Genomic DNA, 11777 nt, shown 5'->3' on the forward strand with positions numbered 1-11777 from the left:
ATGTTCTCCGCTTTCTTCATCTATCGGCCGAAGTTCGCCCTCGTCATTTCCCTGGTGATCACGATTGCTGGGGTGCTCGGGTTCGTCGCCTTGCCGATCGAGCAGTTCCCTAACATCACGCCGCCCGTCGTCAATGTCAGTGCCAACTACACTGGCGCGAATGCGGAAGTTGTCGAGGAAACGGTTGCCGCACCGATCGAGGCGCAGGTCAACGGCGTCGACAACATGCTGTACATGAGCTCGAACAGCACCGCGACCGGGAGCTATTCCCTTGACGTGACATTCGAGGTCGGGACCGATCCGGACATCGCGGCAGTCAATGTGCAGAACCGCGTCAGCCAAGCGACCAGCCAGCTGCCGACGGAGGTCACGGCGAGCGGTGTTACGGTGCAGAAGGCATCGACCAACATGCTTATGGTCGTGTCCTTGTATTCCCCTAACCGGACCTACGACCAGATCTATCTGGCGAATTATGCCTCGATCAATTTGAAGGATGCTTTGGCGCGCGTGAATGGCGTCGGCAAGGCGGATGTCACCACCAACTTTGCCTATGGCATGCGGATCTGGCTGGATCCGGACCGATTGGCCAGCCTCAACCTGGCTCCGTCCGATTTTATTGCCGCAGTCCGCGACCAGAATATCCAGGTCGCAGCAGGACAGATCGGCGCGCCGCCGGTGCCGACCGGACAGCAGTTCCAGTATACGGTCAAGGCAAAGGGGCGACTTTCCGAGGTCGACGAGTTCGAAGACATTGTCCTCAGGACCGGCGAGGATGGAGCGGTCGTCAGGATCGGCGACGTTGCTCGGGTCGAACGGGGCTCCCAGGTCTATGGCTTTTCCGGCCAGTTCGATGGTCAACCCGCTGCCGTTCTGTCGGTCTATCAGGCTCCTGGAGCCAATGCACTGGCGGTCGCAGAAGGCGTAATCGCGGAGCTTGAGCGGCTGTCTCAGAGCTTTCCGGAAGATATGGCTTACGCCATTCCATACAATACGACAGACTTCGTAGAGCAGTCTCTAGCGGACGTGATCTCGACATTGATCATGACCTTCATTCTCGTGGTCGCCGTTGTCTTCATCTTCCTCGGCAACTGGCGGGCGACCGTTATTCCGACGGTGGCAATTCCGGTCTCGTTGATAGGTACCTTCGGGATCCTGCTCGTGGCTGGAATGTCGCTGAATACCATCAGTCTCTTCGCCCTTGTGCTCGCCATCGGCATCGTGGTGGACGATGCCATCGTGGTCGTCGAAAACGTTGAGCGGATCATGGAGGAGGAGGGGCTCGGGCCGCAGGAAGCGACGGCCAAGGCCATGACGCAGATCACCGGTCCCGTGATCGCGACGACGCTTGTCCTGCTCGCCGTTTTCGTGCCCGTGACCTTCATGCCGGGTATCACCGGACGCCTCTATACCCAGTTCGCTCTCACGATTTCAGTTGCTGTGGTGATTTCCTCGATCAACGCGCTGACCCTCTCACCTGCGCTGTGCGGCCTGATCCTGAAGCAACGCAAGGGTGGCGCAACGGGGCTTCTCTTCTATTTCGAACGCATGATTTCCGGCATGCGGGATCGGTATTCCGGGCTGGTGGGGTTCCTTGTAACCAGATCATGGCTCGGCATGGTCACGGTCGCTCTGCTCGCCTTCGGTCTCTATGGATTGTCGGCGAAACTGCCGACGGGCTTCCTGCCCTCGGAAGATCAGGGCGTTGTGCTGATCGATATTCAGCTTCCCGATGGCGCCGCACTTGAGCGAACAATTGCCGTCGTCGATGAGGTCGACCGGATTGTCCGGGCGGATCCGGATATCGAATATGCCACATCGATTTCAGGTTTCGGCATCCTGAGCGGTGGCGCGGCGTCCAACAATGGTGTCTTCTTTGTCAAACTGAGGCCTTGGGATCAGCGCCTGCAGGATGACCAGGGCGTCAACGCCATCATCGGGCGCTTGCAGCACCAGTTCAACCAGATCTCTTCAGCCAACATCTTTGCCTTCAACATTCCTCCCATCTCGGGACTGGGTGTTTCAGCCGGCGCGGAAATGATGGTTCAGCAGGTCGGCGGCGGGTCTCCTCAGGACCTGGCGTCCTCGGTCGGATCCTTCGTCTACTCGGCCAACCAGCAACCCGAACGCATCGCCCAGGCCTTTTCCACCTTCCGGGCGAATGTGCCCCAGCTGTTCGTCGATCTCGATCGTGAGAAGGCCAAGCAGCTCGGCGTCAACGTCGCGGATGTTTTTCTGACCCTGCAATCCTATCTGGGGTCCTACTACATCAACGATTTCAACCTGTTCGGCCGTGTCTACAAGGTGATGATCCAGGCCGAAGGCGAATTCCGCGACAAGGCCGAGGATATCGGCCGGCTCTATGTGCGTTCCAGCTCGGGCGAGATGGTGCCGCTCCGGACCCTCGTTTCTGTCGAGAACCAGCTCGGGCCTCAAATCCTAAACCGTTACAACATGTTCCGCAGTGCGCGCGTGACCCTCAACCCGGCCGCAGGGCAATCGACAGGGGTGGTCATCGATACGGTCGCGGAGATTGCGCCCACGGCCATGCCGTCGGGCTATACGTATGAGTGGACCGGCACGGCGCAGCAGGAGCAGGAGAGCGGTTCAATCGTCGTCTTCATCCTGCTGCTTGCGGTACTCTTCGCCTACCTTTTCCTGGTTGCCCAGTACGAGAGCTGGTCGATGCCGATGGCGATTCTCCTCTCGGTGCTCGTTGCACTGTTCGGCGCGTTTGTCGCCGTCGGGATCTGGGGTCTGGATGTCAATCTCTATACTCAGATCGGCATGATCATGCTGGTCGGCCTTGGTGCAAAGAACGCGATCCTAATAGTTGAATTCGCAATGGAGCAAAGGGCAGAGGGCAAGACCATCATCGAGGCCGCGCGCGAAGCGGCCCACCTGCGCTTCCGGGCGGTGATGATGACCGCCCTGTCGTTCCTGCTCGGTGTCGTACCGCTCGTGGCGGCGAGCGGTGCAGGCGCGGCCTCTCAGCAGGCCATCGGCGTCGCGGTTTTCGGCGGCATGTTCTTTGCCACGACAGTCGGTGTCGTACTGATCCCGGTGCTTTACGTGGTCATGCAATCGACCCGCGAATTCGTCAAGGGACGCCTTGCTGGAAAGAACAAGACGTCGAACAAACCGGCAAGCTAGTCCATGCAGGTCGGGCGAGGAGGGACCTAATTTCAGGTTCTCTGGTATCGCCTGACCTCCATTCCCAGGTGAGGCACGGTGCAGGCGTAGTGATCTGATACCAGGTCGTCGCGGCAAAGTGGCAAAATACGATATTACTCGTAAAAATTACCCGTTGGTATGAACCAAGGGGGATACCCATGACCACGAAAAACCAGATGACTTTGAACCGTGCCATCGCACTTTACCGCGAGGAAGTCGAAGCACACGGTCTGTATGTCGAGGAACGTCACGACTTCGAGTTTCTAGAGGAAATCTGCAGCCAGCGGGATTCAGCGGAAGAAACCTCATTTTCGCTTACTGAACAGTTTTCGCCCCGTTTGTTCGATCTTTCGCCGGACAATGCCTTCTATCTCCTGGTGCGTGCTCCGGGTGGCCGGGTTGCGTCGGTTCAGGCTGCACGGCTGGATCATCTGACAGGCATTTCATTGGCCGAGTTCTGGCAGTCCCAGCAAAAGCGAATCTACTGCGATCCGTATCGCGATCAGGCGCCCAGGCTCGGCACCATGCACTGTCCGGATGCCTTCGACATCACCGGGAAATGTGTCTATCACGGCAATATGTGGCTTTCGCCGGCCTGGAAGGGCAAGCGGCTGGGGCAGCCGCTATGCCGGCTCGGACAGCTGATCGCCTATGCCAAGTGGCCGTTCGACTATATCTATTGCTTCATTGAATCCGCACTGGTCAGCAAGGGATTTGCAGCCCATCAAGGATACTCTCATATTGCGCCTGCTGGCACGGACTGGATAAAGGTGCCTGAACATATTCACGCAGATGACTATCTGTGCTGGAACCGGCCTCGCGATCTTGATCACCTTGCGCGGGTAGCCAGCAGATCGGCTTCAATGGAGCGGTCATACAGCCCACAACAAGATGGCCCCCGGCTGTCCGTATTGGCAGGATAAGCCGCTCATAGACGATCTTCATGCGGTGGCCGCTGTCGTTGGCGGTCACCGTGGTCACGATGTCCAGATTGGGATGGCCGGCAATCGCGCGGTGGTAGCCGGCTGCAGTCTTGCGCTCCAGCTGCGCGTCCGGAGTACGTGCGGACAGTGTGGCCCGTTTTGCCCAGTCCGCACCGAAGCATTGGGCGACGAAAGACTGCGGGCCAACCGCGACAAGCTCAGGGGCGATATCCTGTTCGATCAGGCCTGCGCTGAGCGTCATGGCCTGCCGGACGTCCCGGGTGAACCCCGTCAGACCGCCTGCGCCCTGATCCCGCTCCCGCCATTGCTGCCAGAAGGCGCCCAGGGGCGGCTGGACTAGGCCCTGATCAAGGAGATTGAGAGGAAGGGAAAGAATCTCGGTCAATGGGTTGTTCCGGTCGATTCACGAAGCTTGTAAATCAGCTTCCAGGCAACGAGTGCAGCAAGGTCGAATTCGGCGTCGGGGACCTGCGTCAGACGGTCGGCCTGAAACATGTTCGTCAGGTTGAGCGCAAGCAGATCGTCCGCGCCGAGCCGTTCGATCTCCATGTTAATGGCCTGTTCGCGTTCGGCCCGGCTCAGAACCCTTGCCTTGTCGAGAATGCGTCTGACTTCAGGATCGTTCACAAGGCTCATGAGATGCCTCCCGATTGTTGCGGGTGTGCTTTCGCATTGCTTCAAGGACGCTGCGTGACCTCGAGGCGCTTGTAGAGATGAAGAATGAGTTCGGAGAGCTCTTTGGGAGCAAGGACGAGTCCGGCGGTCTCAAGGGACTGTATCGCCGCCAAGGTTGCCTTCGCATGCAGGTCGTTGTCGATCGGATCGGGTAAGCTGTCATTCTGACATGGTGCTTCGTCCCCATCCACGAGCCAGGATACCGAAGTTCCGAGCGCATGCGCTATCGAGGCAAGTTCAATCGCGTCCAGGGGAAGGTCGGGCGGACGGCGCAGGGTTGCAGCGATCAGGTTGGCCGGAATTCCGGCCTGTCGGGCAGCATCGCTCGCCGTCAGATCAAGGGTTTCCAGCCTGTCACGAATGCGCCGCTGCAATGTCGACTCGCGAAGCGTGATCGCATTGTCCTGCCCGCCAATCAGGTTCTCGAGAGGTTGCTGCACCCGCTTTTTCATGAGTGCCCTTTCGTTGTAGTTCCGCCGCAGTGCAACTCTGGCACACTGCTTCGGCTGGTGCAACGTCATGTATGCGTAGACCGAGCTACAACGCGGATAAGCGTTAGTCCGTCAAACAATCTCAGTGCAGGAATTTGCCCGCAGCTGGCCACCGGTCCGGTCGCCTCGCGGTCCGCGGTTCAGTGAGACTTGAAGGATAAGTTGCCGAATGTAGCCAGCTACGTTCCGATTTCGTGAAACCACCAGCAGGGATCGACGGCCCCCCGGTTTTCCAGGGGACCACCTGACTTAATGATTGGGCAGGTCGGGACGGGGCATGTTGAACAACTCGGTCGTGAGCTGATAGTCCCAATAGCCACAGCGAGCGATCGTGCCTGCCTTGACCATGTCGAAGAGCCCGTCTGTCAGATAGGCTTCGTCGATATGGATACCGACAACTTCGGCAATCGCCATGACCCGCTCGCCTGCGTCTCCGTTCAGATCTTTCAGGGGCAGAATTTCTGTCACCTTGCACTCAAGAGCCGCCGGTGTTTCGGCGACGCGCGGGGCCTTGACCAGTCGGCTTTCAGTCATGGTCAGGCCGGCAACCTCGAACTCGTTCACCTCGGCCGGGTGGGCGCGGGACGTCTCGTTCATCCGTTCCGCCAGTGACTTGGTTGCGAGATTTACGACGAATTCGCGGCTGGCCTCGACATTTCTGATCGAATCCTTGATGCCCTCGGAAGCGAACATCACCATGGGCGGATTGCCGGCGATTGCGTTGAAAAAGCTGTAGGGAGCGAGGTTCACCACCCCGTCTTTCGAGATCGAGGAGATCCAGCCTATCGGACGTGGGGCTACGATTGCGCGAAACGGATCATGGGGAAGGGGATGACCGGAACGTGGTTCGAAGAACATTTGCTTTCCATCTCTTGGGCCCTCGTCGAGGGGCCGTTCTCGCGGGATAGGTCCACGTTCGAAGGTGTAAAGTCAAGGTGACCACAGAGGCGGTGAGTAGTAATTAATGCGGCGAATTATTTTCGCTATGTATGTATAAATAATATAAATTGGTGCGATAGGTAATATAGTTAGCGGAGTAATGAAATCTGTATCAGTCCGATATGTATGAATACATATAAATACGTTGCTTGATATCAAGGTGATTTTGCTATTGCATATTTTTTTCATTATTCTGTTGTTCGATGCGGCTATCGGAAACCATCTTTCCATATTTCAACAAGATAAGTATTGTTCATGTTAAATTTCTATATAATTAAATATATAATGATCCAAATATTATGAAGTTTAGATCTTTTTTGATTCGGACTCATATTGTGAGTGAGGGTATACTTCTTATGGTATGCAATAAAATTTTTCATTATGAAAAAATCTCTATTAATATTATAGTGCATAAGAATATACACTGAAAAGTCTTCCGTATTTATGTAATATAATAATTTATTGTATCTTTTTGGATGTGCTCCGCATTTGCTTTAAACGCCAACTGAGGCAATCCTCAACCCAACTTCAGCGGGAGGTTGCGGGGCGGAGGTCCCACGGCTGAAGGGCAATTACAGGAGGCTGCCGCCGCCTATGGAGCGGGGCTTCGTCCAAGGGAGACAGTAATGTTCAAGAAATCGGTTGTTGGGGTCGCTCTTGCCTGCAGCATGTTGATGCCGGGCGTGCAGATGGCACAGGCCAAGACACTGCGCATGATCGAAAGCTGGCCGGAAAGCAACAAGATGGCCTACATGCCGGCCGCTCGGTTCAAGGCAAATCTGGAAGCCCAAAACGTCGGTCTCGACGTGGAAATCACCGGCCCGGAAGCTATTCCGGCGTTCGAGCAGATCACGCCGGTGTCGAATGGCGTGCTTGATCTCATCTACACCTATCCGGCCTATCATTCGAAGGCGCTCACGGTCGTGACCAACGCGATGGAACCGGACATGGACAAGATCCGCTCGTCCGGCGTCTTCGACGTGATCGATGCCTACTTCCAGAAGGAACATAACCTGAAGCTGCTGGCGAATGTGGCGGTAGGCTCTGCCGGCTACCACTGCTATCTGCGTGAACCGCTTTCCAGTGATGGCGACTGGGCCGGTCGCAAGATCCGCGGAGTTTCGACCTATGTACCGGTGATCGAGGCTCTCGGCGGCGTCGCCGTCAACACGGACATGGGCGAGGTCTACTCGGCTCTTGAGCGCGGTGTGGTCGACGGTGCCTGCGCGCCGCAGAGCGTGTTTCTCGCGACCAAGCACTATGAGGTCGCCAAGTATCGCACCGAGCCGACGTTCGGCCAGCTCGTTTCCTATATCGCCATGAACCTGGACAGCTGGAATGATCTGTCGGATGAGGAAAAGAAGGCTGTTGAAGCCGCCTCCATCCAGACCGAACAGGATACCATTCGCATCGGCAACGAAACCATTCAGACGGATCTGAAAACCCTTTCCGACGCGGGTGTTCAGGTCACCGGTCTGCCAGATGCCTCCTACGAAAAGGTGCGCAAGGCCTATTATGATGGCGTTTGGAAACTGGCAGAAGATTGCTGCGGAGTGGATCTTGCGAAGGATCTGCGGTCCAAGGCTGTCGAAGCTGGCCTGACCAAGTAAACTGATGGCGCGGTCCCGGCTGACGTCCCTTGCGGATATTTGCCGGGATTGTGCCTTCCCTCACTGGCGCTGGCCCCAAGGGGCCACGCCGCTCTCCTTCTGGCAGTTGGCATATGCGACAAACCTTGTCCGGCCTTGCTCGCGTTCATGACGCGACAACCGACGTGGGCTTCAAGATGGCCCAGTTCTGTCTGTTCGTGATCGTCTTTTCCTATGGGTATGAAACGATTGCGCGCTACTTCTTTTCCTCTCCGACCTGGTGGTCCAATGAGATCGTGGCCTACGCGTTGTGCATCGGCACTTTTCTCGCGTTTCCTCAGGTCACTCGCCGCAAGGGCCACATCACCATCACCTTCGTGAATGACTATCTTCCCCCCAAGGCTGTGGTTCCCATGCGCGTCGCGCTGGCTTTGGTGAGTGCGATTGTCTGCCTGCTGGTCGCCTGGATCTGCCTCAAGGCAAATATCCAGCAATACGTGAAAGGCGAACTTCTGGTCAGGGTGAAGCCGATCCCGAAGGTGTGGCTCTCTGTGTTTCTCACCTACGGCTTCCTGAGTTCCGGTTTGTATTTTCTCCGGCAATCCTTCGACGCCGCGCCGCTCGACAACAAGAAAGACTACAGCTGATGGAATGGTGGGCAATCCTTTCAGGCAGCCTGATCCTGCTTCTGGCCGCCTTTCTGAGTGGCGTGCCGATGTTCATCGGCTTCCTGATCATCAACATAGGGACGGTGCTGGCCCTGGTTGGGCCACGCGGGTTCATCCTCGTTTCGAACTCGATCTTTGATTCCGCGAATATCGGCGCTCTTTCAGCTATCCCTCTGTTCATCCTGATGGGGGAGATCCTGACGCGGTCGGGCTCGGTCGAAAACCTGTTTCGGGCCATGGACGGGTTGATCGGCAAGGTGCGCGGCCGGCAATACGTGCTGACGGTGCTGGTCTCGGTGATCTTTGGGGCCTTGTCCGGAGCGGCCATGGCGGTTGCGGCAATGCTCGGCCGTTCGCTTTTCCCGACCATGATGGCGCGCAATTACGATCTCAAGCTTTCCATCGGCACCATAATGGCCGGTGCCTCGCTCGCACCCATCATTCCGCCGAGCGTACTGATCGTCATTGTCGCCACGCTTGCCGACGTTTCCATCGGCAAACTTCTCATCTCTGGCGTCGGTCCCGGACTGGTCGCTGCCGTCCTGTTCCTTGGCTACATCGCGTTTCGCGTCAAGGCCAATCCGGAGCTGTCGCCGGATGCGGACATGAGCGAAGATGAGCGGGGCTGGAAGGGCAAGATCAAGTCTGTGATCCTCATGCTGCCGTTCTCGATCATTGTCTTCTCGGTGATGGGACTTATCCTTCTGGGGATCGCGACACCCTCCGAGGCCGCAGCCACCGGCGTGATCGGCTCGGTGATCGTTGCGTTGGTGTACCGGAGCTGCAGCATCGGGATGCTGCTGGAGGCACTGGAGAACGCGATCTTCATAACGGCGATGATCATGGCAATCGTCTTTAGCTCCAACCTGTTCGGTCAGCTGCTCGCTTTCACAGGGGCCACGCGTCATCTGGTGCAGCTCGGTGAGGTCTTCGCCGGTCAGCCCTATCTCGTGCTGGCGGTGCTGCTGGCGATCGTCTTCGTCATGTGCATGTTCATCGACCAGATCGCCCTGATGCTGATCCTCGTACCGATCTACCAGCCTCTGGTTCAGGCAACCGGTTTCGATCCGATCTGGTTCTGGCTGCTTGTGCTGTTGAATCTGACGGTGGGGGGAATGACGCCTCCGTTCGGCTACACGATGTTCGCCTTTAAGGCGACGGCGCCAGGGGTCACGCTCAGCGATGTCTATCGGGCGTCCTGGCCATTTGTCGGGCTGTTCATCGTTCTCATGGTTCTTGTCGCCATTTTCCCGGAAATCGCGACCTGGTTGCCATCGTTGATGAATGGCTAGGCGGCCCTTTCAGGAATAACGACAAAGGCCGCGCTCGGGGAGCGCGGCCTTTCTTGCTTTTGGAGATACAATCGAACGCCGGTCTCGAGGACGTGCGCATCCAGGATCAGGGCATTACCTCGGAGGGGCGGAAGCTGTAGCCCTTTTCGTTCTTTTCGACATAACCGCAATGGGTTCCACCGAAATGGGCCGGCAGGATGAGACAGCCGGTTTCGGCGGCATAGGCCAGGATCTTCTTGCGTGTTTCGCGTGCCAGAGCGCCATCTTCGCAATACTTGCTCGACCAGTCCGGATTGTAGACCTGGATGGGCTGGTGCATGACATCGGCAATGAATACGGCCTGCTCGTCGCCATCGCTCAAGCGGATGGCCATCTGGCCAGCTGCATGTCCCGGCGTCTGGATGAAGTCGACCCCCGGAAGAAATCCCTGTTCGTTGCCTTCGACGAGTTTGACGCTGGCGTTTTCCAGCACCGGCTTGACGCTGTCGAGGAAAGGAAAGGTGGCACCCTCCGGTTTTTCCCTGGCTCCGATAAGCGGATCTTTCGCGTCACGCTCGGTCTTCGTCATAACGTAGGTCGCATTCGGGAAGGTTGGCACCCATTCGCCGTTCCTTTTCACCGTGTTCCAGCCAACGTGATCGATGTGAAGGTGGGTGAGCAGGACATAGTCGACATCCTCCGGCGAGACGCCCTTCGCCTTCAGTCGGTCCATGAACGGGGTGTCGAGATCACCGAAGCGCGGCGAGAGAGGGCGCGGCTTGCCGTTGCCGCTACCGGTGTCGATCAGGATCGTCAGATCCGGGCTTTTGACCAGCCAGGAGTGGATCGAGGTGGTGAAACTGTCGTCCTGCGGACTGTAGTAGTCGCCGACAAACCAGTCGCGGATGGGATCGACAGCGGCTTCGTCCCAATCTGCAAAGAGGCTCTTGTGCTCGCGCACGACGACCTCCTCAATCCTATGAATTTCGAACCGGCCAACCTTTATCACTGACGTCCTCCCGATCGGTCTCGATGGCGCGAGTCGTCGCTCGCATCTTGTTGTCTGGCTCAAGGGTAAGCCAATTATCTCCCGTCGTCTTTTTGCAAAACGAAAAGATACTTTGCGGTCGGACCTATTTCCGCAATACGAGCCGACCCGTACCGTCTTGGCCAAGAAAACAAATGAGACACCGGGCACTGCGCCGCCGTTCACAGTAGCAGGGCGGCGAAAGTCCGGGCCATCGGGAGGACACCACGCGCGATGAGCGTTCTTTTGGCCATCGAAGATGTAAATCTGTCATTCGGGGGCGTGCGCGCACTCTCCGAAGTCTCGATGAGCGTCGAGCGGGGCAAGGTGACCTCGGTCATCGGACCCAACGGAGCCGGCAAGACCAGCCTGTTCAACGTCATTTCCGGTTTCTACCAGCCGCAGACCGGTTCCATCCGTTTCGAGGAGCAGGAACTGATCGACCAGATGCCATACAGCCGTGCTCCGGCAGGGATCTCACGTACGTTCCAGAACATTGCACTGTTTTCCGGTCTTACCGTTCTGGAGAACATCAAACTCGGAGCGCATTGCCATTTGTCCTCCGGCCTCCTGTCGTCTGCGTTCTGGTTCGGCCGTTCACGGCGTGAGGAGACCGCGCTTTCGGCCCGCATCGATGAGGAAATCATCGACCTTCTGGACCTTCGGGAAATCCGCGACCGTTCGATCGCGGGCCTTTCCTACGGGCTGCAGAAGCGGGTTGAGCTTGCCCGTGCCCTGACCGCCAAACCCAAGCTGCTCATGCTGGACGAGCCGGTTGCCGGCATGACGCCGATCGAGAAGCAGGAAATGGCCGGTTACATCCATCGCTGCGTCGATGACTGGGGTACGACCGTCCTCCTGATCGATCACGACATGACCATGGTCATGGGTCTGTCGGACCATGTGGTTGTCGTGAATTTCGGCAAGGTGATCGCAAGCGGAACGCCGGCCGAGGTTCAGGACAATCGCGATGTGGCTGCTGCCTACCTGGGGGAGGAGTAG

Annotated in this window: 11 protein-coding genes; 7 read left to right on the forward strand and 4 right to left on the reverse strand. The window is 57.4% G+C overall.

Going from position 1 to position 11777, the window contains the following annotated elements; genetic code table 11:
- From ACN0SY_RS00240 to ACN0SY_RS00250, 3 genes are all read left to right on the forward strand, one after another.
- A complete protein-coding gene (locus ACN0SY_RS00240; RefSeq protein WP_417683751.1) occupies window positions 1–3150 on the forward strand; it encodes an efflux RND transporter permease subunit in 3150 nt (1049 codons plus the stop codon).
- A 179-nt stretch (window positions 3151–3329) separates the two neighbouring features.
- The gene (locus tag ACN0SY_RS00245; protein ID WP_417683752.1) at window positions 3330–4094 is read left to right on the forward strand and encodes a hypothetical protein; all 765 of its coding nucleotides are present in this window, start codon (window positions 3330–3332) and stop codon (window positions 4092–4094) included.
- 181 nt (window positions 4095–4275) lie between these two features.
- Window positions 4276–4455, forward strand: a complete 180-nt coding sequence (locus ACN0SY_RS00250) for a hypothetical protein (protein WP_417683753.1) — start codon at window positions 4276–4278, stop codon at window positions 4453–4455.
- A gap of 41 nt (window positions 4456–4496) precedes the next feature.
- Here ACN0SY_RS00250 and ACN0SY_RS00255 read toward each other — a convergent pair whose 3' ends face one another.
- The 3 genes from ACN0SY_RS00255 to ACN0SY_RS00265 all read right to left on the reverse strand — a co-directional run bounded on the left by ACN0SY_RS00255 (window position 4497) and on the right by ACN0SY_RS00265 (window position 6139).
- Entirely contained in the window at window positions 4497–4751 is a 255-nt protein-coding gene (locus tag ACN0SY_RS00255; RefSeq protein WP_417683754.1) for a hypothetical protein, read from the reverse strand.
- A gap of 41 nt (window positions 4752–4792) precedes the next feature.
- Window positions 4793–5242 (reverse strand): hypothetical protein, encoded by a 450-nt coding sequence (locus ACN0SY_RS00260; protein ID WP_417683755.1) that lies wholly within the window; start codon window positions 5240–5242, stop codon window positions 4793–4795.
- Window positions 5243–5530: 288 nt separating this feature from the next.
- Complete coding sequence (locus tag ACN0SY_RS00265; protein ID WP_417683756.1) at window positions 5531–6139, reverse strand: flavin reductase family protein; 609 nt, start codon at window positions 6137–6139, stop codon at window positions 5531–5533.
- 707 nt (window positions 6140–6846) lie between these two features.
- On the opposite strand from ACN0SY_RS00265, the gene dctP reads away from it, so the two are divergent.
- The 3 genes from dctP to ACN0SY_RS00280 all read left to right on the forward strand — a co-directional run bounded on the left by dctP (window position 6847) and on the right by ACN0SY_RS00280 (window position 9769).
- Window positions 6847–7830, forward strand: coding sequence for a TRAP transporter substrate-binding protein DctP (gene dctP / locus ACN0SY_RS00270; protein WP_417683757.1), 984 nt, complete (start codon window positions 6847–6849; stop codon window positions 7828–7830).
- 113 nt (window positions 7831–7943) lie between these two features.
- Entirely contained in the window at window positions 7944–8456 is a 513-nt protein-coding gene (locus tag ACN0SY_RS00275) for a TRAP transporter small permease (protein ID WP_417683758.1), read from the forward strand.
- The gene (locus ACN0SY_RS00280) at window positions 8456–9769 is read left to right on the forward strand and encodes a TRAP transporter large permease (protein ID WP_417683759.1); all 1314 of its coding nucleotides are present in this window, start codon (window positions 8456–8458) and stop codon (window positions 9767–9769) included. The genes ACN0SY_RS00275 and ACN0SY_RS00280 overlap by 1 nt, the downstream gene beginning before the upstream one ends.
- 106 nt (window positions 9770–9875) lie before the next feature.
- Here ACN0SY_RS00280 and ACN0SY_RS00285 read toward each other — a convergent pair whose 3' ends face one another.
- The gene (locus ACN0SY_RS00285) at window positions 9876–10709 is read right to left on the reverse strand and encodes an MBL fold metallo-hydrolase (RefSeq protein ID WP_417683760.1); all 834 of its coding nucleotides are present in this window, start codon (window positions 10707–10709) and stop codon (window positions 9876–9878) included.
- A 300-nt stretch (window positions 10710–11009) separates the two neighbouring features.
- On the opposite strand from ACN0SY_RS00285, the gene ACN0SY_RS00290 reads away from it, so the two are divergent.
- Entirely contained in the window at window positions 11010–11777 is a 768-nt protein-coding gene (locus ACN0SY_RS00290) for an ABC transporter ATP-binding protein (RefSeq protein WP_417683761.1), read from the forward strand.

Origin of the sequence: Roseibium sp., from assembly GCF_048261595.1 — a bacterium.
Classification (GTDB): Bacteria; Pseudomonadota; Alphaproteobacteria; order Rhizobiales; family Stappiaceae; genus Roseibium.

Excerpts from the sequence above, each read along its gene's own strand:
- ACN0SY_RS00290 (WP_417683761.1), top strand. The coding sequence starts at position 11,010 with ATGAGCGTTCTTTTGGCCATCGAAGATGTAAATCTGTCATTCGGGGGC.
- ACN0SY_RS00245 (WP_417683752.1), top strand. The coding sequence starts at position 3,330 with ATGACCACGAAAAACCAGATGACTTTGAACCGTGCCATCGCACTTTAC.
- ACN0SY_RS00265 (WP_417683756.1), bottom strand. The coding sequence starts at position 6,139 with ATGTTCTTCGAACCACGTTCCGGTCATCCCCTTCCCCATGATCCGTTT.
- ACN0SY_RS00280 (WP_417683759.1), top strand. The coding sequence starts at position 8,456 with ATGGAATGGTGGGCAATCCTTTCAGGCAGCCTGATCCTGCTTCTGGCC.
- ACN0SY_RS00275 (WP_417683758.1), top strand. The coding sequence starts at position 7,944 with ATGCGACAAACCTTGTCCGGCCTTGCTCGCGTTCATGACGCGACAACC.
- ACN0SY_RS00240 (WP_417683751.1), top strand. The coding sequence starts at position 1 with ATGTTCTCCGCTTTCTTCATCTATCGGCCGAAGTTCGCCCTCGTCATT.
- ACN0SY_RS00260 (WP_417683755.1), bottom strand. The coding sequence starts at position 5,242 with ATGAAAAAGCGGGTGCAGCAACCTCTCGAGAACCTGATTGGCGGGCAG.
- dctP (WP_417683757.1), top strand. The coding sequence starts at position 6,847 with ATGTTCAAGAAATCGGTTGTTGGGGTCGCTCTTGCCTGCAGCATGTTG.
- ACN0SY_RS00255 (WP_417683754.1), bottom strand. The coding sequence starts at position 4,751 with ATGAGCCTTGTGAACGATCCTGAAGTCAGACGCATTCTCGACAAGGCA.